15 protein-coding genes and 3 pseudogenes are annotated in these 21,812 nt (G+C 61.5%); 2 read left to right on the forward strand and 16 right to left on the reverse strand.

What is annotated here, in order from left to right:
* Window positions 1–529 precede the first annotated feature (529 nt).
* Window positions 530–2,527, forward strand: coding sequence for an RNA polymerase sigma factor RpoD (gene rpoD / locus HDG39_RS33350; protein ID WP_184012401.1), 1,998 nt, complete (start codon window positions 530–532; stop codon window positions 2,525–2,527).
* 328 nt (window positions 2,528–2,855) lie between these two features.
* On the opposite strand, the gene HDG39_RS33355 is transcribed toward rpoD, so the two are convergent.
* The 15 genes and pseudogenes from HDG39_RS33355 to HDG39_RS33420 all read right to left on the reverse strand — a co-directional run bounded on the left by HDG39_RS33355 (window position 2,856) and on the right by HDG39_RS33420 (window position 19,605).
* Window positions 2,856–3,959, reverse strand: a complete 1,104-nt coding sequence (locus HDG39_RS33355; RefSeq protein ID WP_184012403.1) for a YjgN family protein — start codon at window positions 3,957–3,959, stop codon at window positions 2,856–2,858.
* A 628-nt stretch (window positions 3,960–4,587) separates the two neighbouring features.
* A pseudogene (locus HDG39_RS35500) lies at window positions 4,588–5,002 on the reverse strand (aminotransferase class I/II-fold pyridoxal phosphate-dependent enzyme); the annotation flags it as partial.
* Between the two features lie 24 nt (window positions 5,003–5,026).
* Window positions 5,027–6,199, reverse strand: coding sequence for an NAD(P)/FAD-dependent oxidoreductase (locus HDG39_RS33365; RefSeq protein WP_184012405.1), 1,173 nt, complete (start codon window positions 6,197–6,199; stop codon window positions 5,027–5,029).
* A 156-nt stretch (window positions 6,200–6,355) separates the two neighbouring features.
* Entirely contained in the window at window positions 6,356–7,855 is a 1,500-nt protein-coding gene (amaB, locus tag HDG39_RS33370) for an L-piperidine-6-carboxylate dehydrogenase (RefSeq protein WP_184012407.1), read from the reverse strand.
* 170 nt (window positions 7,856–8,025) lie between these two features.
* The gene (locus tag HDG39_RS33375; RefSeq protein WP_184012409.1) at window positions 8,026–8,937 is read right to left on the reverse strand and encodes a LysR family transcriptional regulator; all 912 of its coding nucleotides are present in this window, start codon (window positions 8,935–8,937) and stop codon (window positions 8,026–8,028) included.
* Window positions 8,938–9,051: 114 nt separating this feature from the next.
* Window positions 9,052–10,434, reverse strand: a complete 1,383-nt coding sequence (locus HDG39_RS33380; protein ID WP_184012411.1) for an MFS transporter — start codon at window positions 10,432–10,434, stop codon at window positions 9,052–9,054.
* A 298-nt stretch (window positions 10,435–10,732) separates the two neighbouring features.
* Window positions 10,733–10,870, reverse strand: a pseudogene (locus HDG39_RS35990) (LysR family transcriptional regulator); the annotation flags it as partial.
* On the reverse strand, window positions 10,836–11,015 hold the full coding sequence (locus tag HDG39_RS35995; protein ID WP_184012413.1) for a hypothetical protein: 180 nt from the start codon (window positions 11,013–11,015) through the stop codon (window positions 10,836–10,838). The pseudogene HDG39_RS35990 and the gene HDG39_RS35995, both read right to left, overlap by 35 nt.
* A 29-nt stretch (window positions 11,016–11,044) precedes the next feature.
* The gene (locus HDG39_RS33390) at window positions 11,045–12,343 is read right to left on the reverse strand and encodes an MFS transporter (protein ID WP_184012415.1); all 1,299 of its coding nucleotides are present in this window, start codon (window positions 12,341–12,343) and stop codon (window positions 11,045–11,047) included.
* A 48-nt stretch (window positions 12,344–12,391) separates the two neighbouring features.
* Window positions 12,392–14,011, reverse strand: a complete 1,620-nt coding sequence (locus tag HDG39_RS33395; RefSeq protein WP_184012416.1) for a glycoside hydrolase family 43 protein — start codon at window positions 14,009–14,011, stop codon at window positions 12,392–12,394.
* Window positions 14,012–14,166: 155 nt separating this feature from the next.
* On the reverse strand, window positions 14,167–14,985 hold the full coding sequence (locus HDG39_RS33400; RefSeq protein ID WP_184012418.1) for an HpcH/HpaI aldolase/citrate lyase family protein: 819 nt from the start codon (window positions 14,983–14,985) through the stop codon (window positions 14,167–14,169).
* Window positions 14,982–16,370 (reverse strand): MmgE/PrpD family protein, encoded by a 1,389-nt coding sequence (locus tag HDG39_RS33405; RefSeq protein WP_184012420.1) that lies wholly within the window; start codon window positions 16,368–16,370, stop codon window positions 14,982–14,984. Before HDG39_RS33405 ends, HDG39_RS33400 begins: the two co-directional genes overlap by 4 nt.
* A gap of 15 nt (window positions 16,371–16,385) precedes the next feature.
* Entirely contained in the window at window positions 16,386–17,564 is a 1,179-nt protein-coding gene (locus HDG39_RS33410) for a CaiB/BaiF CoA transferase family protein (protein ID WP_184012422.1), read from the reverse strand.
* Between the two features lie 16 nt (window positions 17,565–17,580).
* A complete protein-coding gene (locus tag HDG39_RS33415; RefSeq protein WP_184012424.1) occupies window positions 17,581–18,744 on the reverse strand; it encodes an acyl-CoA dehydrogenase family protein in 1,164 nt (387 codons plus the stop codon).
* A gap of 18 nt (window positions 18,745–18,762) precedes the next feature.
* On the reverse strand, window positions 18,763–19,605 hold the full coding sequence (locus HDG39_RS33420; RefSeq protein WP_184012426.1) for an HTD2 family dehydratase: 843 nt from the start codon (window positions 19,603–19,605) through the stop codon (window positions 18,763–18,765).
* 361 nt (window positions 19,606–19,966) lie between these two features.
* On the opposite strand from HDG39_RS33420, the pseudogene HDG39_RS33425 reads away from it, so the two are divergent.
* A pseudogene (locus tag HDG39_RS33425) lies at window positions 19,967–20,400 on the forward strand (NO-inducible flavohemoprotein); the annotation flags it as partial.
* Between the two features lie 133 nt (window positions 20,401–20,533).
* On the opposite strand, the gene HDG39_RS33430 reads toward HDG39_RS33425, so the two are convergent.
* Window positions 20,534–21,577, reverse strand: coding sequence for a transporter (locus HDG39_RS33430; RefSeq protein WP_018420732.1), 1,044 nt, complete (start codon window positions 21,575–21,577; stop codon window positions 20,534–20,536).
* Between the last annotated feature and the right edge of the window lie 235 nt (window positions 21,578–21,812).

The following is a 21,812-nucleotide window of genomic DNA, read 5'->3' on the forward strand; positions in this document are numbered from 1 at the left end:
AGTTTTTAAAGATCGGTCCGCCAAACCCGCCGCGCCTGAACCACTCCTACCCGGCACTGCTTCGTTTGCGTCGCTGCGTCTGCAGCAGAGAAACGAGATTATGGAGAGCGGTCGACAACGCGTCAAGCCCCTTCTGCGAATTTCTTTTGGGGACAGCATGCGAGGATACGACTCCATATACACGAATACGACATGGAGCCCCCTTGCGCAAGGAGCAACTCGCCCCCATCTAGGTTAGGTCGCGCGCATGGCCTCGGACTATGCACCTGCGTAGCCTCACGCATGCCTGCGACAACAGCGGCGATGATTTGATGTGCACGCATGAGCGCGAACCCCCAAGCTCGTATATAATGCGAGCCGCGCAAAATTTCGCATGTCCATCGGCCCGCTTCGAGCGGGCTCATCTTTTTTGCTCCCCAGAGCACAGCCCAACAACCGCGTTGAGTCACATCAGGTGATGCTGAGCCCTGCTCGAAACGCCTGACGGTAGCGTCTTGCGTCTCATAGCGAAGCCTCTAGAGGAAATTACGTGAACCCTTTTGATCGCGAAGATTCGCAACACGACACCACCGCCTTCACTGCCAAAGTTCCGTCCGGCCGTTCGGCCAAAGGCAAGGGCGCCGGCAAAGCGATCCCCGTGGCAGCCGAGCTGCTGCCGCAACAAGCCGAAGAACGCCAGCGCCTGATGCGCGCACTGATCCAGCTGGGTAAAGAGCAAGGCTACCTGACCCACGCGCAGATCAACGACCACCTGCCCGACAACTTCACCGCAACCGCCGCGATCGACAGCATCGTCAGCGCGTTCAGCGACATGGGCGTGCAGGTCTACGAGCAGGCCCCGGACGCGGAAACGCTGCTGCTCAACTCGAATTCCCCCGCCGTGGTGTCGGACGACCAGGCGGACGAGGAAACCGAAGTCGCGCTGTCGACCGTCGACTCCGAGTTCGGCCGCACCACCGACCCCGTGCGTATGTACATGCGCGAAATGGGCGCGACCGAGCTGCTCACCCGCGCAGGCGAAATCGCGATTGCGAAGCGCATCGAAGACGGCCTGCACGAAATGGTGCAGGCGATCGCCGCGTGCCCGCTCGCGATCTCCGCGATCCTCGCGAGCGCGCAGCAGGTTGCCGACGGCGAGCTGCGCATCGACGAACTCGTCGACGGCCTGAATGAAGAGACGGCCGCCGCGGAAGAAGCCGCGAGCGCCGATACGGATGCCCATGAAGACAGCGACGCCGACGAAGACAGCGAAGACGAAGAAGACGACGACGTCGGTCCGGCCGATTCGACGGCGGCGGACGAAGCTCGCCTGAAGCAGCTCACGAGCGACTGCCTCGAAATCTTCGCCCAGGTCGGCATTCTGTACGACCAGATGAACGCGTCCCACACGCGCGGCGACGTCACGTCGAAGGCCTATCTGCGCGCACGCGAAGACATTCAGCAGCACCTCGCGAAGATCCGCTTCACCGCACGCACGATCGACCGTTTGTGCGGCGACGTGCAGCACCAGGTCGCGCAAGTGCGCGCGATCGAGCGCAACATTTTGCAGATCGTCGTCTCGAAGGCCGGCATGCCGCGCGAGAAGTTCATCGAAACGTTCGCGGGTAGCGAGGCCGACCTCGGCTGGACCGAGCGTGCTGCGCGCACCGGCGCGTCGACCTATGGAGCGGCGCTCGAGCGTCATCTGCCGGCCATCCAGTCCGAGCAGCAGAAGCTGATCGACATCGAAGCGACGGTGTCGCTGCCGCTCAAGCATCTGAAAGAAATCAACCGCCAGATGGTTGCGGCCGAATCGAAGATGCGCAAGGCCAAGAGCGAGATGATCGAGGCGAACCTGCGTCTCGTGATCTCGATCGCGAAGAAGTACGTGAACCGCGGCATGCTGTTCCTCGACCTGATCCAGGAAGGCAACATCGGTCTGATGAAGGCCGTGGACAAGTTCGAATACCGTCGTGGCTGGAAGTTTTCGACGTACGCGACGTGGTGGGTCCGTCAGGCCGTCACTCGTTCGCTCGCCGATCAGGCGCGTACGATCCGCGTGCCGGTGCACATGATCGAAACGATCAACAAGCTGAACCGCATTTCGCGCGAGATCCTGCAGCAGACCGGCCAGGAAGCGCATCCTGCGGTGCTCGCGGAACGCATGGAACTGTCGGAAGAGAAGGTGCGCGGCATTCTGAAGATTGCGAAGCAACCCGTATCGCTCGAAACGCCGGTCGGCGACGACGGCGATGCGACGCTGGGCGACATGATCGAAGACGCTGGCGTGTCGTCGCCTGCGGATGCCGCGATGCAGGCAGACCTGCGTGCCGCAATCGACGACGCGCTCGACTCGCTGTCCCCGCGCGAAGCGAAGGTGCTGCGCATGCGCTACGGCATCAATACGAAGTCGGATCACACGCTTGAAGAAGTGGGCAAGCAGTTCGACGTGACCCGCGAGCGGATCCGTCAGATCGAGAGCAAGGCGATGCGTAAGCTCATGCATCCGAGCCGCGCGGACCGTCTGAAGTCGTTCCTCGACCGATAAGCGTTTGCCACGCTTGTCGTGCGCGCTGCACGGCAAGCCGCCACATCGTCATACACAAGCAGCGGGATGAACCGGTCTACGGTGAGTCCCGCTGTTTGCTTTTGTGCTGTACCTTTCCACAATTCTTCAGGCGCGAGTTCTCCGCTTCGCTGCCCCCTGTTGTCCACAGATTTTGGGAACAAGCTTGTGGACAACCTGCGCATGACTGCGCTAACTCATTGAGCGCACTGCGTTTCGCGCTCGCGCCTTCGATGAGTCGCGTGCCCCATTACTTGCCGCAAATCGTGCGCCCCCCGCCCATTGCCCCGCTCTCAACGCGAGTCCAATCTCAGAAGGCGCCACCATGATCGAGCAGATTCAGCATGCCCTCGCCGGTCAGCGGCGCCGCCACGGTGCTTTGCCCCAGCATATGCGGATCGATGTAGCCGGAAACCTGAAGCGTGTCGACGGCAAAGCGCATCAGCCGATGCAGCACGATTGGCGCGCCAAAGCCGAGCGTGAACACGATGATCGCAAGGTTGCCGCACTGCAAACTGAGCAGACGCGCCACGCTGACGTTACTGCCGAAATGCAATTGCGAGCCGAGCGACGTATTGCCCATCACGTGGCGCGTCAGCGCGGCGACATAGAAGCCGCGGATCAGCATCGTGCCGATGGAGAACAGCGCATAAAACAAAAACAGCGATCCGAGCGCGGCCCGCGATGGCGCCGTACTCGCCCCCGGCACATGGCCGACATGCATCGATGCGAGAGCGCCCTTCAGAAACACCATGAACAGCACCGCGAACAACACGACCACGCCGACGAACGTAACGAGGAACAGACCGTAGACGACCCACGCGCGCCCCTTGAAGCGAAACGCCAGGCTACCGAAGCTGCTCGCGTTGATGCGGCACTCCGTCAGACGCATCGATGTCCACGGCGTCATCTGGCCAAGCGTGACAACGCACAACAGCGCGTACAGCAACGCACGCACGCCGAAGCCGAGCGCCGAGCCGGTCATGCCGCCGCGAATACCGCACCACTGCGTCCGGCTCAGCCGATAGCGCTGCGCGCCGAAAAACGCGCCCGCCGCGAGTACGACGATCAGCAGATACAACGCGATGACAGGCAGCGAACCGAGTGCCGCGCTTTTCGTCAGCATGCGCAAGACCACGCTTAGCGCGCCAGCCGCGAAAACCGCGCTGAACAAGACCACGATCGCGAACAGAAAGCCCTTGAATAGCTCGCCCCCCGTGCCCGTGTACTCGAAGCGCTCGTCCTGAAACCGCATGCGCGACCAGACATAGCGGCGATTGTTCGTGGTCGCCCAGAAGCGGTAAATACCGAGCGTCACGATTTGCAGCAGAAGGTTTCTGAAAAAGATGCCGTAGAGGTCGCCGAGCGTGCCCTCGTAGATCAGCAGCGGCCGCTTCTCGTCGAGTGAATTCATTGCGTTGCCCTCTTTTCCTCATTTAACGTTTTTGTGGCCCACTCACGCATTCTCGTGCGGCACTCGTATGCGGCATGCGTGGGCGAACGCGACGGGCGACGGTGCTTTCCCGTGCGAAGGCCGACTCGTGTGGCGCGAACCCGGGTAAAACCTGTCTTTCAGACATTCCGGGAATCACGCAAAACGGAGGTCAGCCGGCAAACACGATAATTACACGGTTTCTTATCTTTATAAATGGCATTTCCGCATATAAATCGACGACTTCCATTACAAGATTTGGCAAACACCCGAATTTATTCAAATTGCATAATCTTGAAATTAAGGCGTGCAATAACGATTTCATTGGGGGCAATCATTTGAGGGGTCCACTCGCGCGTACGCGCTGTTCGACGTGGCAATCCCGGGCGACCTCATCTGCGGCTTGCCACGGTCGGTCTCATAGAACGGCACGCGCGGACGAAAACGATTGCGTATTCGAACTCAACGCGATTCGCGATTAATAAGGAATGCGGTGAATTCTGTTAAATCGCCACAGTTTTTGGCGTTTGGATAAAAAAACCCGGCTGCACATTAGATGCTCGCCGGGTAATCTGCCGCATTCCACTGATTGTGTTGATGCAATCAGGATTTATTGCTCGTCGAAGTACTGCTCGAGCGCGCGGTTCATTCGGTGCACGCCGGTTTCAATCTCCGCTACACCCGGCGCGGCAAACGACAGACGCAGCGCAGCCCTATCGGCCGCGCCCTGGTAAGACGCGACACCCGGCACGATCATCACGTTCTGTTCGATGCACACGCAGATAGTCGGACGCATCGCGTGCCGCGTTCAGACGCGCCCACACGAACATGCCGCCGGCCGGACGATGAAATGCGATGTGCCGCGAGAAATGCGTGTCGAGCGCATCGCATAGCGCGCGGCATTTGACGGAATACGCATCGACAATGCGCGGCAGATGCCGCTCCAGCGCGCCGCTCGCGAGGTACTCGGCGGCAATCGCCTGAGTCCAAGGCGCGCTGCATAGACCGACGGTCTGCTTGGCGACCCGCGCATCGGGCCATATAAGGCGCTACACCACGTTCTTTTCGATGATCGGCCGGTTTTCGAGCACGCGCGCAAAGCTTAGTGAACTGAGATCGAGCGTCGCATAGTGGCCATGCAGAATCAATTCGCTGATGCCGCGTCCGGTTGCCGGCCCTTGCTGCAAACCGTGGCCGCTGAACCCGTTCGCGAAAATGCAGTTATCGATATCCGGGTGGTAGCCAATGATCGCGTTCTGATCGAGCAGGTTGTATTCGTAATAGCCGGACCAGCAGTTCTGCACGCGCAGCGCCTCGAATTGCGGCACGCGATTGGCGAGCGTCGGCCAGATCACGTCGTCGAATAGCACGTGATCGACTTCATCGAGCGGTAGATCGTCGGGATCGTTATCGGCCGACGGCGACGTGCCGCAGAGATACGAATTGCCTTCAGGCCGGAAGTACACGCCGCTCGGATCGATCAGCAGCGGACAGCGTTCAAGCTTTGCCGGCGACGTCACGTTGAAGATACTGCGCCGCCGCGCATAGACGGGCAGATCGATGCCGACCATCTGTGCGACCTTGCGCGACCATGCGCCGGCCGCGTTGACGACGACGTCGCAAACGTAGGTCTCACCGTTCGCGGTTTGCACCTGCGTGACGCGATTGCCCTCGCGATGCAGCGCGGTGACGTCTGCCGCGACATAGCGCGCGCCGAGCGCCTGCGCTTTCTTGCGCAGCGCCTGTACTAAACCGTAGCCGTCGAACCAGCCCTCGCCGCTTTCGCCATAGGCGCCGGCAACGAGGTCGTCGGTATTGAGCCAAGGGAAGCGCGCTTGCAAGCCATGCGTGTCGAGCAGGCTGATATCCGCGCCGAGGCTTTTTTGCAGCGCGTGATTCTCGCGCAGCGTCGCTTCACCGGCAGGTGTCGCGAGAAACAGGTAGCCGCCTTCGTGCAGATCGATTGAGGGCCGGGTGCCGTCGACTTCGAGCCGCTCGCCGATCGAGCGAAGAAACTCGATGCCGAACAGCGACATCTGAATGGAAAGCGGCGTAGAAAACTGCTGCCGGATCGACGCCGCCGACAAGGCCGACGACGAACGCGCATAGGTCGGATCGCGCTCGATTACCGTGACGCCGACTGTCGGATCGGACAGCCGCAAGAAATACGCAATCGAACTGCCGATCACCCCACCGCCCACGATCACGACTTTCGAACTCACGTCTTACTCCACGAGTAACGTGGCCGCTCCGGAACGCCGGGCGGCGCAAACGGATTGCTATCTGGAACGCGCGGCTGGGGCGCGCCGGACGGCGACGGCGGCGCACCGGCATCAACGCGATGCGCCGCCATCGTTCACGACGTCACACTTGCGCGCTCAGTCGAGATTGAAGTCGATACCCTGCGCAAGCGGCAACGCCGACGAGTAGTTCACGGTATTGGTCGCGCGACGCATATAAGCCTTCCACGCATCCGAACCCGACTCGCGCCCGCCGCCCGTTTCCTTCTCGCCGCCAAACGCACCGCCGATCTCCGCGCCGCTCGGTCCGATGTTGACGTTCGCGATGCCGCAGTCGCTGCCCGACGCGGACACGAAGCGTTCCGCTTCGCGCAGGTCGCTTGTGAACACGCACGACGACAAGCCGTGATGCGCTGCATTGTTCGCCTCGACCGCATCGGCGAAATCGGCATAGCGCAGCACGTACAGAATTGGCGCGAACGTTTCCTTCAGCACGACGGACGTTTGCGACGGCATCTCGACGATGGCCGGACGCACGTAGTAGCCGCCCTCATAACCCTTCACTTCGACTCGCTCGCCGCCGAACACCTTGCCGCCCTCGGCCTTCGCCTGCTGCAGCGCTTCCTGCATGCGGTCGAACGATTGACGGTCGATCAGCGGCCCCATCAGCGTGCCCTTTTCGAGCGGATTGCCGATCGGCACGCGGCTATACAACTGCTTCAGACGCTCGACGGTCTTCTCGTACACGCTGTCGTGCACGAACAGACGCCGCAACGACGTGCAGCGCTGACCGGCCGTGCCGACCGCCGAGAACAGGATGCCGCGCATCGCGAGTTCATGGTCGGCCGTCTGCGTGACGATGCCGGCGTTGTTGCCGCCGAGTTCGAGCAGCGAGCGGCCAAAGCGCTTCGCCACTTCGACGCCAACCTTGCGACCCATTTCCGTGCTGCCCGTCGCGCTGACGATCGACGCGCGCGGATCGGCCACGAGCTTTTCACCCACGTCGCGTCCGCCGTTGATCAACGCGGCCAGGCCGGCTGGCGCGTCGCCGAATTCCTTCAGCGCGTCTTCGAGAATCCTGTTCACGGCCAGTGCCGAGAGCGGCGTCTTTTCCGACGGCTTCCAGATCACCGCGTTGCCGCACACCAGCGCGAGCGCCGCATTCCATGACCAGACGGCCACCGGGAAATTGAACGCCGAGATCACGACGCAGGTGCCGAGCGGATGCCACGACTCTGCCATCCGATGACCCGGGCGCTCGGACGCGATCGTCAAACCGTACAGCTGACGCGACAGACCGACCGCGAAATCGCAGATGTCGATCATTTCCTGCACTTCGCCCATGCCTTCCTGCAGGATCTTGCCCGTCTCCAGCGAGACGAGGCTGCCGAGCGCCTGCTTCTGTTCGCGCAGCCGATTGCCGAGCAGCCGCACCAGCTCGCCGCGGCGCGGTGCCGGCACGTTACGCCACACGGCAAACGCGTCTTTGGCCCGGGCGAGCGCCGCGTCGACCTCGACCGCCGTCTGGCTGGCCACACGGCCGATGAGCTCGCCGGTGATCGGTGAATGAACGGCGATATCGCCGGCTTGCGCGGCTTGGGCAATGCCGAGATGGGCGAGGATAGTGGACGCGTCCATGTGAACCCCTTTAATTTCCGATACGAAACAAGAGTAAGTTCGGAAACTATACACGCGGGTTTTTGTGCTCGCAAGGAGATGCTTGGAGAGTGAAATACCGGTTGACAAAAGGCGGCGCTGTTTCCAGAAGGAAACTTCGTCAGACTTTGGGCGGGTGTCACGCCCGCGCGTCAAGCATCTGGCGCGCCGTTCTCCTGCAGCACCGCCATCAACCGGTCGACCAGCACACGCGCGAACGGCGGCAAGTCCTTTAGACTGCGCACGCAGATCTTCAGCTTGCGCTCGGCCCACGGATCGTTCAGGCCGACGATCGCGATCTGCATCGTCTTTCTGTGCCGCAGCGCGACCGACTCCGGCACGATGCCGATTCCGACACCCGCCTCGATCATCCGGCACGCGGCCTCGAAGTTGCCGACCTGGATGCGAAGTTTGAGACGCGCGCCGAGCGCATCGGCGGCACTCGTGATGAACGCGTGAATCGCGCTCGACGTCGGCAGGCTCACGAAGTTCGCGTTCAGCACCTGCGAAAAATCGACCGACGCTTGCCTCGCGAACGGATGCTCGCACGACGTAACCAGCACGAGCCGATCGTCGCGATATGGCAGCATCTGCAGATGCTCGGCATGCACATTGCCCGCGACGATGCCGATATCGGTCGCGCTGTCGGCGACGCCCTTGACGATCTCGCCGCTCAGCACTTCGCGCAGATCGATGTTCACGTCCGGGTGATCGCGCAGAAAACGGCTCAGCACGGCCGGCAGAAACTCGCTGATCGCGGTCGTGTTGGCCCAGATGCGCACGTGGCCCTTGATGCCCTCGCCATACTCCTGCATGTCGCCGGCCAGATGCTCGACGCGTTCGAGCACGAGCCGCGCGTGATGCACGAAGGCTTCGCCCGCGGGTGTAGGCGTCACGCCCTGGCTGGTTCGATAGAGCAGCTTGATGCCGAGCTGCTCCTCGAGATTCTTGACCCGGTTGCTGGCGGCCGGCGCCGACAGGTGAGAACGCTCCGCCGCACGCGCGAGGTTGCGCGTGTCGGCGATATGCAGGAGCAGGCGTAAATCGACGAAATCGAAGTGCATGATGAAAGCTGCTAGCGAAGCATGCGCAAATCAAACTTTCATCTTAACCGTGTGCAGCGAAAATTTAGCCGGGGAAAGATCCGAATCGACAGATCACCTTGATGCGCGCACGGCTTAAGCCGACTCTCGCATCATCTCCGCTTGCGGTATCAGCTCGGCATCGGGCGAAATCTCTTCGAGCGTCTGCTGACTCGTTTCGATGCGCAGCGCGAGAATCGCGATACTCAGCAACAACAGCACGCCACCGACCATCGTCAGCACACCCGTCACGCCGAACTCCGTGTAGAGCAGCAGCGCGACGTAGGGTGTCGACATCGACGCCGCGCGGCCGCACGTGCCGGCCACGCCGGTGCCGCGCAAGCGATGCGCGGTCGGAAACAGCTCGGGGATATAGCCGAACAGGCCGAGCGTGCAGACCGTGTAGATCGTCGTGACGAGCGCGAAACCGACGACCGCGATCGGCACTGGTGCGCGCATCTGCACGTAGACGAAGCCGAGCACGATCGTTGCAAGCGAAAACAGCACGATGCCGTTGCGTCGCCCCAGGCGGTCCGTCACGAGATAACCGACGACAGCGCCGGCGGGCGCACCGAACGACATCAGCAGCACGAAGCCGAGCGACTGCACGATGGTCAGGCCTTCCTTGACGAAGAACGTCGGCAGCCACGCGACGAAACCGTACAGCGACATGTTGATCGCCATGCAGGTCAGCGCGGCGACCAGCGTGCGGCCGATCATGCCGCGCGCGAACAGCGCCGAGAACGGCGCGGCCGGCACCTCGTGACTGACCACGCGCGAAACCGGCGGCAGCTTGCCGACACGCGCCTCGACCTGTCGCTCGATCGCCGAGACGGTGGCCTCCGCCTCTTCGAGCCGGCCGACCGTTTCGAGCCAGCGCGGCGACTCCGGCATCCGATGCCGCAGGAACCACACGACCATCGCGCCAACCCCCGCGATCGCGAACATGTAGCGCCAGCCGAGATGTGGAATTACCCAATAGCCGACTGCGGTCGCGCCGAGCAGACCGGAGTTGATGATCAGCGCGAGCAGCGCGGTCCAGCGGCCGCGTGTGGCGGGTGGCACGAACTCACACAGCGTGCCGGCCGCGACCACGAGTTCGGCGCCAAGGCCAATGCCCATGACGAAGCGCAGCAGGATCAGCCAGTAGATGTCCGGCGCGAAGCAGGCGGCGAGCGATGCGATGCCGAAGATCGCGAGATTGGCCTGATACGAATAGCGTCGACCGAAGCGGTCGCCGAGATAGCCTGACAGCCCCGCGCCGATCATCATGCCCATGAAGGTCGCGGAGATGAAGAACGAGCCGAGGCGGAGATCGGTGAAGCCGGTTTTGACCATCGCCGCGAGCGCGCCGTTGGCGAGATAGATGTCGAAGGCGTCGAGGAAAGCACCCGCGCCGATCAGGCCGAGGATGTTCCAGTGGAAGCGGGTGATCGGCAGGCGGTCGAGGCGGGCGCCGGAGTTGATGGGGGCTGGCAAATTGTGTCTCCTGTCTTTTTAGGCTGCGCGCGGGCGAGAGGCGCGAGCGCGGAACAGTTCTGCGAGACCGCCTTCGTTCGATGCGGCGGCTCGGGGCAGAGCGCTGAACGGCCGTTGTCGGATCGTGCAGGGCCGTTGGCTTCAAGAGTGCGACAGGTGACGTGGGCTGGGAATTGGGCTTTTTGGAGGTGAGTGTTCCGGTTTGATTAAGGGAATGGCAAAAAAGCGATTTGCATACCCGAAAGGCGGCCGCGCGTCGAGGTCGATTAATGCAAGCCGTTTGGGTAACGGCTGCTCGCTAGTGAGCGTTCGCCAACTCGACAACGAAGTCCAGAAAGGCACGCGTCTTCGCCGGCATGTGATGCCGTGACCGATAGCACGCGTAGAGGGGATAGCGCTCATCAGGCCAGTCGGGAAAGAGATTGATCAATCGCCCCAGTCGCGCGATGTACGACGGCGCCGGCGACCGTCACCACGGCCGTGTCGAGCAGCTTGCGGCGCGATGAACTCGACTTCGAGTTCAGGATGCGCATCCATGAACTGATCGAGTCGTTGCCCAAAGCCGGTGACTGAGCCGGCATTATCGCGGGCTCAAGCCCCGTCCCGCCATTTATTCCGCTGTCCGGTTCTGCACGGGCACTTCTGCGCCGGCGCTCCGCGCGACAGAGTCGCTGCGGTCCGTCCTCGTATTGATGAACCAGGCGGAAACCGAAGCCAACAGGAAGCAGCCGACGAAGAGGTGGAATACGACATTGAAGTCGTCATTCGTCCTGGTCAGGATGTAGCCGACGATCAGCGGGGAAAGAAATCCTGCCAGCTGACCCGCCGCATTGACAAAGCCGATTGCCGACCCGACGACCTTGTTCGGCAGCGCGACGTTCGGGATGGTGTACAGCGAACAGCCGGCCATGGTTGAGAAGAAGTAGCCGATCGTCTGACAGAACACCGCCGTTTCCGCGGTCTCCGCATGGGCCGTCAGATAGGCAAAGATGGCGGCCACGACGCAGCCGAGGACGACAAGCAATTCGCGACGATTGCGGAAGAACTTGTCGGAAAGAAAGCCCGTGATGCAATAGGCAATCGTGCCGACGAGAAATGGCACCGACGCCATAATGCCCATTCTGGCCGTCGAAAGGCCGCGCGCTTTCAGCAGATACGTCGGGAACCAGCTCATGATGCCCCACGAGGCGATGCTGAAAACGAACAAGGTGACGAAGCACCACCAGACCAGCGGCGTTTTCACCAAACCAGCAAAATCTGCTTTACCGGCATAGGCAGACAAAGACTTTTCGCTGGTACCGATTTCCTCCAATTCGATCTTCGAAACGTGCTTGCTGTCTTTCGGGCTGTTTCTGATATAGATCCAGCCGAATACGGCCATCGCGACACCGGGTATGAACAGACTCGTGAAAATCGCGCGCCATCCCCACGCGGCCATCACGGCCGCCACGAACAGCGGCGCCAATGCGGGTCCCAGCGCATTAGTGGTCATCATCAGCCCGGTTGCCCGTCCCACTTCGCGCTTTGGGAACCATGCCGACAGTGTCTTGAACGCGGCGGGAGGAAAGAGCGCTTCGCCGATGCCGAACGCGACCCGCACCACCAGCATCAAGCCGAGCGAATTGCACAGTCCGGTAAGCGCGGTGAAAATCGTCCACCAGGTGATGCCGATCGTCGTCATCAGCCGCGGACCGAATCTGTCTGCAAGCAGGCCAGCCGGGATCTGACATAGCGCGTAGCTAAAGAAGAACGCGCTCAGGATTCCACCCATTTCCATCGCGGACAGATGAAACTCGGACGCAATGAATGGAATAGCCGCTGCCATGATCATTCTGTCCATGTAACAGAGCAGATAGATTGCGAACAAAATAAGCAGCACGAGGTAGCGATGTCTCCAACGAAAGCGCATGAGATCTTCCTTATTATTAAAGGACAGCGATGACACGAAGTCCGAGCTTTAGCCGATCAATTGGCGGTACGAAAACGACTTGAAATCGGCAGGCTCGCGAAAGCCAAGCATGTCGTTGACGGTGATACCCGCGAATGCCCCCGTGAAGCCGATGGGGGTTGCATATTCATCGCTGAGTTTCGTGAAATCCTTTTCCAGTTCAAGGTCCTTCCAGTCACCGTGCGTCAAGCGATAGAAGAAGCGCAGTTTCGCGTCCACGACGCGAATCCGCAGGTCGATCCCGGTGGCCTCGGGCAGCGTCGCCAGTCGATTGCAGTAGGCGAAGCTGCCGGCATCCATTTCCATGTAGGACAGGATTTTTGTGCCGTCGTCGTCGCGCGTGACGAACAGATAGTAGAAGGTGTTCTCGTCGTAACGCGCCATGAGCCCAGCCATGTGCAGATATGACTCGGGTGAAAATTCCAGCGCGGTTTCGACTTCGAACTGCCAGTCACGGATGCGACAGGCCAACAAGCTTTGATGGAACCGCGAAGTCGGCGACTCTTGCCCCCTGATGCGCAGATAGCCCGGACGTTCGTGAAGATTGCACCAGTCGTCGCCGATGGGGATGCGCAGACTCTGCAGTTCCAGGGGCAGCGCGGCACGTTGTCCGAAATCGATCATCCAACTGCTGTCGAGCCTTTGCTCGATATCCGAGCCGATCGCAAAAGATTCGGCGGGAATCACTCCGCCACTGGCGAGACGGGGCCAGTCGGCATGCCATTCGATAGGTGCGACACAGGTTTCACGGCCTAGCGGCGAGCGCTTCGTGTGCGCATCGATTGGTCTCGATCCGAGGTACGTCATGTACCACTGGCCGTTGGGACCCTCGACCAGATTGCCGTGGCCGGTCCGCTGAATCCGTCCATTCGCGTCGCGCGACGTGAGCATCGGCGTATCAGGATGAAGCTCGTATGGACCGAAAATGTCGCGGGACCTGGATACACACGTTGCATGTGTATAGCCTGTGCCCCCCTCCGCTGTGATCAGGTAGTACCAGTCTCCCTTCTTCAGCAAATGCGGAGCCTCGTAGATCTGACATTTCATGAAGTAATCGGTCTTGAGGTTGGCGCCTTTATAGATGACGTGCTCTTCGCCGATCAGCTTTTCCTCCTGCACCGAGTATTCCCGCAGCACGATTCCGACGAACAGGTCTTCGTAGATACCTCTGAAATCGCGCCGGATATAGGCGAGCCACTTTTTGCCAGATTCGTCGTGGAACAGGGATGGATCGTATCCACCGGACACGAGATGCACGGGCTCCGACCAGGGTCCGGTGATGTCCGGGGCAGTTACGAGGTAGTTGTGCATGTCACGAAGCGGGGAGATCTTCTGCTCGCCTTTCCATGCCTTGGTGTCGGTATAGACGAGCCAATAAAGACCGTCGTGATAGGAGAGGGCTGGCGCCCATATGCCTCCGGACGGCTGCTCTCCGATCAGGTTCAATTGCGATAGCCTGTTGAGAGGCGTGGCCTTGAGTTCCCAGTTGACGAAATCTTTTGATTCGTAAATGAGAACGCCCGGATACCATTCAAACGTTGAAACCGCGATATACCACGCATCCGTGCCACGGCACACGCAAGGATCCGGGTTGAAGCCGCGCAGAACTGGATTTTGAATAGTACTCATCGGGAGGGTATTTTTTGACGTGCTGAGAGGAACAGATCTTCTTTACCGACAACGTTGCGACACCGAAACTTTCCGCTCAACCGGATGCCCTGAGCACGCTCGCTCTCTCGATATATAGGAATCCTGCTATGAAGGCGCAACGGAAAACCGCATTGTCAGAAACTTTCGGACTCACCCACAACCCTCCGCGCCCGCAGAATCACCGGCATATCGACCATCCTCCCATCCACGACAACCGTGGCGCCATGGCTCGCCTCGACAGCCGCCAGCACCCGTTGCGCCCACTCCACCTCGGCGTCACTCCATGCATACGCGCGATGCACCGGTTCGATCTGCTTCGGATGAATGCAAAGCTTGCCGCCGAAACCGAACCGCCGGCCGCGCCGCGCATCAGCTTGCACCGCATCAGCATCGGTAATGGTCGTCGACACGCCATCCACCGGCGCACCAATGCCAGCCAGCCTCGACGCAAGCACGATCTGCGAGCGAAACAGATGCAACTCCTCGCCATCCCCATCGATGCCGAGATCAATCTGAAAATCCAGCGTACCGAACACGATCCGTAGCACGCGCGGCGCGCTGCATAACTCCGCAAGATTCGCGAACCCGCGCGCAGTCTCGACAATCGGCAGCACGCTCAACGCCGAATGCGCGTTGGCCAGTACCGCGCCGATCTGTTCGCGCGTCTCAGCCTTCGGCAGCACGATTCCGGCGACGCCGGTCTGCCCAACGAGCGCCGCAACGTCATCTGGAAACCATGGCGTATCCAAGCCATTGATACGCACCCAGGCGGCCCGCGATGCGTTAGCCGACACCGCGGCCACAACGGCCGCACGCGCCGGCACCTTCTGATCCGGCTGCACCGCGTCTTCCAGATCGAGAATCACCGCATCCGCGCCGGCCGCATAGGCCTTGTCAAACCGCTCAGGCCGATTTCCAGGCACGAACAGATACGACCGGGGCAACGCGCTCATGCCGCCACCATCGTGCGCGAAGTTGCATCGAATACCGAGCCAATCTGCTTCTCTTCGGCAATACGCCATGCGCGGCGAAGCAGTTGCGCCGCCTCCTCTTCGCTAGCAGCACCCGAAAACGCCGCCAGCCGATGCAGCTTCGTCGCAATCTCGTCGCGCGACAAGGTATTGCCTGGATCGCCCTTCGGCTCATCGACACGCCCATCGAACACGCGGCCGTCGGTCGTCGTCACCGTGATCTTGCCGATCCAGCGTGCGGGATAGGCGGCGTCAACTTCAGCGTCGAGCGCCATTGTGACCTTGTCGCGAAACGCGGCGATCTCGCTCGCGTCGAAACCCTGCTCGAATTCGGTCACGCCGGCATAGCCGTGATGCGCGACCAGCCCGAGCACTGTGCCCATGTTGAACTTCGCCTGATGTACGCTGCGCGGCGCGACCACGGGACCGAGGACATCGATCGCGCCTTGATGCACGTGCGCGACGACCTTCGCGATGTCGCGCGGCGCGAAACGATGCGTCTGCATGACGGCGAGCAGCGCATCGGCGGCCGGATGCGTATGGCGGCACGCCGCGTGATACTTGAACGACGTCTCCGCGGTCGCCCAGCGGCTGCCAAGCCGATCGACGAGGTGCGCCGGATCGGCGTCGCTCGACATGCCCGCGGCCATGCCCTGAACGCCTTCGAGAATGTGCGTCGCGCCCTTGAAGCCGTCGGCGGCGAGTTGCGCGGCCATCAGGCCGTTCGCGGCGGCCATCGCGGTGTGCAGTTGCTTCGAGTCGGCGGCGTCGCGCAGAAATTCCCATAGGCCGCTCGCCTGCGTGCCCGCCGAGCCGAACGCATCGAGCATCCGCGACGGCAACAAACCCAGCAAGCGTCCCGCCGTTGCCGCGGCCGCGACCGTGCCGACCGTGCCCGTGGTGTGAAACACCTTGTAGTGCGAGCGCCCGAGAAATTCGCCGATGCGAATGCCGACCTCGTATCCCGCCACCGCCGCCGCGATGAAGTCGCGCCCCGACGCTCGCTTTGCCTGTGCCAACGCTAGCGCAACCGGAAACACCACGGTCGCAGGATGAAACACCGAGCCATTGTGCACATCGTCCTGTTCGGCGAAATGCGATGCCGCGCCGTTGATCATCGCGGCGAAATACGGCGTGGTGCGACCGCGGTCGATCAGCACCTCGCAGAGGCCTCCGTTCGTCGCCCCGGCTGCCGCGCGTGCGAACCGCGCGATCGTCTCGACCGGGCGCGCGCCTTTGCCGGCCAGCGCCGAGCCCAGCCAATCGACGTACAGGTTGACGGTACGCTCGACGACCTCGGGCGGGATGCGGTCGAAGTCGAGTTGCGCGGCGAAAGTGGCAAGCGTGAGACTGGGATGGTCGTTCATGGGGTCGTTACCGAATCAGATCGTGCCCGCCGCGCGCAGCGCGTCGATACGCCCATTGTCGTAGCCAAGCTCACGCAGAATTGCTTCCGTATGTTGACCAAGCGTGGGCACAGGGTCCATTCGCGGCTCGAGGTCGGAAGGCAGACCGGGCGGCCGCAATGCCGGTATCGTCCCCTTTGCCGTGCCGACTTCCTGCCAGCGCTCGCGCGCCTTCAGTTGCGGATGCGCCCACACGTCGGCGAGCGTATTCATCTGCGCGTTCGCGATGCCTGCCTCATCGAGTCGATCGATCACGTGCGCCGCGCTCTGCTCCGCGAACGCCGCGACGATCACCTCGCGCAAGGCGTCGCGCGCCGCAGTGCGTTTCGAATTCGATGCGAAGCGTTCGTCGGTTGCCAGTTCAGGCCGTTCGAGCACGCGCTCGCAGAACAGCTTCCATTCGCGTTCGTTCTGCAGGCCAAGCATGACCGTCTTGCCGTCGCCAGCGGGAAACGGGCCATAAGGATAGATCGTTGCATGCGCGGCGCCCGCAAGCGCGGGCTGCGACTGACCGTCGATCGCGTAGTAGAGCGGATAACCCATCCACTCGACCATGCTCTCGAGCATCGATACATCGATGCGGCAACCGCGTCCTGTGCGTCCACGCTGCAACAGCGCGCTCAGGATGTTCGAATACGCGTACATGCCCGCCGCGATATCGGCGATCGAACAGCCCGCTTTCGCTGGCGCGCCGGGCGAACCGGTGATCGACAGGAAGCCGGACTCGCTTTGAATCAACAGGTCGTACGCCTTCTTGTCGCGATACGGACCGTCCGCACCATAGCCGGAAATATCGCAGACGATCAACTTCGGATACTTGTGGCTCAATGTGTCGTAGCCGAGGCCAAGCCGTTCGGCCGCGCCTGGCGCGAGGTTCTGCACGAGCACGTCGGCATCGGCAACCAACGCATCGAGAATCTCGGCCGCCGCGGGCTGCTTCAGGTCGAGCGAAAGACTCTCCTTCGAGCGATTGGTCCACACGAAGTGCGACGACAGCCCATGCACGCGTTCGTCATAGCCGCGCGCGAAATCGCCGACACCGGGCCGTTCGATCTTGATCACGCGCGCCCCGAGATCGGCCAGTTGACGCGTGCAGAACGGCGCGGCAATCGCGTGTTCGAGCGTGATGACCTTGATACCGTCGAGTGGTCTCATGATGTCCGCCAGCGGGTCAGAACGAACGCGGCAGCCCGAGGATATGCTCGGCCACGTACGAGAGAATCAGATTGGTCGATATCGGCGCGACTTGATACAGACGCGTTTCACGAAACTTGCGCTCGACGTCGTACTCGCACGCGAAGCCGAAGCCGCCGTGAAATTGCAGGCACGCATTGGCCGCTTCCCACGACGCATCCGCCGCGAGCAGCTTCGCCATATTCGCCTGCGCACCGCACGGTTGATGTGCGTCGAAACGACGTGCCGCTTCGAAGCGCATCAGGCTCGCTGCCTCGACGTTGATGAACGAGCGCGCGATCGGAAACTGCACGCCCTGGTTCTGTCCGATCGGCCGGCCGAACACGACGCGTTCCTTCGCGTATTCGGTGACTTTATCGACAAACCAGTAACCGTCGCCGATGCATTCCGCGGCGATCAGCGTGCGCTCCGCGTTCAGGCCATCGAGAATGTATTTGAAGCCTTGCCCTTCCTCGCCGATCAGATTCTCGGCCGGAATTTCGAGGTTGTCGAAAAAGAGCTCGTTGGTCTCGTGATTGATCATGTTCAGAATCGGCTGCACGGTCAGGCCATGACCGATCGCCTCGCGCAGATCGACGATGAAGATCGACATGCCCTCCGATTTCCTCTTCACGTCCGCGAGCGAAGTGGTGCGTGCAAGCAGAATCATCAGGTCCGAGTGTTGCACGCGCGAGATCCACACCTTCTGACCGTTGATCACGTAACGGTCACCGCGCCGCTCTGCGGTCGTCTTGATCTTCGTCGTATCGGTGCCGGTGGTCGGCTCGGTCACGCCCATCGATTGCAAACGCAGGTCGCCGTTCGCGATCTTCGGCAGATACTTGCGCTTCTGTTCTTCCGAACCGTGCCGCAGCAGCGTGCCCATGTTGTACATCTGCCCGTGGCACGCGCCCGAGTTGCCGCCCGCGCGATTGATCTCCTCCATGATCACCGACGCTTCCGTGAGCCCGAGCCCCGAGCCGCCGAAGTCCTGCGGAATCAGCGCGGCGAGCCAGCCGGCCTTCGTCAGCGCGTCGACGAACTCTTCCGGATAGCCGCGCGCCTCGTCGATCTTGCGAAAGTACTCGCCGGAAAACTGCTGACACAGATCGCGCACGGCTTCGCGAATGTCCTCGAACGAATCGTGTTGCGTGGTTTGCATAGTCGAGTCTCGCGGAATTCAGGCGAGCGCGGCGGTCGCGCGCATGGTCAGATAACCTTCGTGGTCTTTCGCCCACAGGTCGATGGTCTTGCCGTCGGCGGCGGGCTTGCCGCATACCACAAACGGCAGGTCCGCGAACGTGGGGCGAAGCGCGCGAAACGCGAAGCTTTGCAGCGTCGCTTGCGGCAGTTCTCGGCGCACGAGATCGACCAACAACGTCGCGATCAGCGGGCCATGCACGACGAGGCCCGGATAGCCTTCGACCTGCGTGACATAAGGATGGTCGTAGTGAATGCGATGGCCGTTGAAAGTCAGCGCCGAGTAGCGGAACAGCATCACGGCATCGGCGTCGATCATGCGGCGCCATGTTTCGTCTTCGGGCGCGGGCGCCGGCTGTTGCGGCCGCGCGCCCTCCTGCGGCGCGTCGCGATAGACGATGTCGTGCTCCTCTTCGAGCTTCAACTCGCCATCGACTTCGATCGTATGTTGCACGGTGACGAACACGAGGCGGCCCGAGCGGCCGGTCTTGTCCTCGATATTGGCGATCGTCGACGTGCGCCGCGCATGCTCGCCGATCTTCAGCGGCGCATGAAACGTGAGCCGGCCGCCAGCCCACATGCGGCGCGGCAGTGGCACGGGCGGCAGAAAACCGCCACGCTTCGGATGTCCGTCGGGACCGACTTCGGATAGCGGCGTGACCGGCAGAAAGTACAGCCAGTGCCACAACGGCGGCACGGTGTTACCGCTTTCCTCGCGATCGAGCGTGGCGGCAAGCGCCTTCAATGGAAACGCGGTGATGTCGTCTTCGGCCACCGCCTGCTTGTTGAGCCAATCGTCGAGTTTCTCTGGGGCAGCGGACATGACGGAGTCTCCAGATTCAGTGTGTTGGTCCTCGTTAGGGCCCACTATGACCGACGCGCTGCGTTCCGCGAAGTTCGATTTTCCGAAGCGGGCCTTTGTTTTTCGTTAAGACGTTAAACCCAGCGAGCGGCGCCGACGATCTGTTGTCAGCGCGATTGGCGATTCGATGTGGCTTGACCTTAGTGCCGGGCCGCGACGGCACCCCTGCGCCTGTTCGCTTATTTGAGCCCGAGCCGTTTAGCCAGCCGATTCAGATTCGCCCGGTCCAGCCCCAGCTCTCGCGCGACCGCGGCCCAGCTCTGCCTGTTGCGGATCAGCGCTTCGAAAACGGGATTGCGTTCGAACTCGGTGACCGCCCGCGCCGTCCGGAGAATTTACGCTGCAGCTTGGCGACAAGCCGTTGGTGCTGATCAGCGGCGGTGTTGGCATTACGCCGACGATGGCGATGCTGCAGGCCGCGCTGAAGACCAATCGTACGATGCATTTCATTCACGCGGCCCGTCATGGTGGCGTGCATGCATTCCGCGGCGCAATCGATGCATTAGCCGCACGCCATCCTCAACTGAAGCGCTTCTATTGCTACGAGGAGCGCCGTGATGGCGATGCCGAAGCGCACGCGCTCGGCTACGTCGACGAAACGAATCTGAGGAAGTGGTTGCCGGAAACGCGCGATGTCGACGTGTATTTCCTCGGGCCCGTCGCGTTCGTTCATGAAGGCGATCAAGAAAGGCCTGAAGGCGATCGACGTGCCGGAATCGCAGTGAGTTCTTTGGGCCGGCTGCCGCGCTCGAATAACGCACTCGCGTAATCGACGAGTACCTGCCATTTTTGAATCGCTGCGAAACGTATTCGAAGACGGGCATGTTCGGGCTTCGATCACGCCGGCGGGTTTGGCCTCGTAAAAAGCGGGTCAGATCTGCCGCGCCTTCTAGCGCTCCCTTCTGCGGCGAAACGCCCACCAGCCTGTCAGCCCGGTAAAGCCGGCGACCAGCACCACCATCAGCCAGAAACCATGCTTGTTCTCGGCGAGCGGAATGCCACCGACGTTCATGCCGAAGAAACCGGCGACGATATTGATCGGCATCGCCAGCACCGTGACGAGCGTCAGCGTAAATAGCGTCCGGTTGTTCTGCTCCTCGAGGCGCGAGATGATTTCTTCCTGCAGCAATCTGACCCGCTCGATCAATCCCGCTACGTCCGAAAGCACGACCGAGAACTCCTCCGTCGATTCACGCAGATCTTGCACGTCTTCCGCGTGAAGCCAGCGAGGCGGCCTCGCCAGCAAGCGGAAAATCGCGCCCGGTTCGGGTGCCAGCATGCGTTGCAGGCGTGTCAGCGTGCGACGCATCGCGCCGAGGTCCAGGCGGTTTTGCGTCGGCCGTTGCGACAGAAAACGATCCTCGATTCGATCGACGTCCGCACTGGTTCGGCGGACGATCTGCACGAGCAGGTCGGCCTGGTCGCGCATCAGATGAACTAGCAGCTCGGCAGGCGACCTGAATATTTCACCTTCGCGCACCGACGCGCGCAAACGGTCGACCGAGCGCAGCGGCTTCAGCCGCGCCGTCACGATGAGCCGCTTATGTGCGTAGATCCACAGCGTCGCGATTTCTGACGGGATGAATTCGAGGTTGAACATGACGTCGTTGACGACCGCGCGCAGTGCGCCGTCCGCGTGCTCGATCCGCGTCGAATGCGAGCCTTCGCGCAAGGCGTCGAAAAAAGTTTCCGGCAGATCGAGTTGTGACCGCATCCAGCGCTCGCTCGCGCTATGCGCGAGATTGAAGTGAAGCCATAGAAACTCGCCAGCGTCCGTTGCGCTAGTGCCGGAATCGTCCTCGCGCTCGCGGAACCAGTCGATGACTTCGTCCGCGTCGATCGGCCGCCCGGCGAGCGTCGGCGAAAACCGGAAACCGCAGACCATACCCGACGAATCCGCGCCGTAGGTTTGCATTGCCAGATCTGATTTCATTGGTCGTTCGATGCCAGCGCTTCCGAAAGGAATACGTGAGCATAGCGCGAACAATTGAAAGAGAGTTGACGCACGCACTTTCCGGCGTCGTATTGTCGAATTGTGGCGGCTCGATTGTCTCCGAAACGTCATCTCTGCCGAAGTCGGCCGCGTAAACGCAAAAACCCCACCGCGGCGGGTGGGGTTTCTGACGTGGGGGGGAGCCTGACGATTACCTACTTTCACACGGGCAATC

Origin of the sequence: Paraburkholderia lebeckiae (assembly GCF_014201005.1) — a bacterium.
Taxonomy (GTDB): Bacteria; Pseudomonadota; Gammaproteobacteria; order Burkholderiales; family Burkholderiaceae; genus Paraburkholderia; species Paraburkholderia tuberum.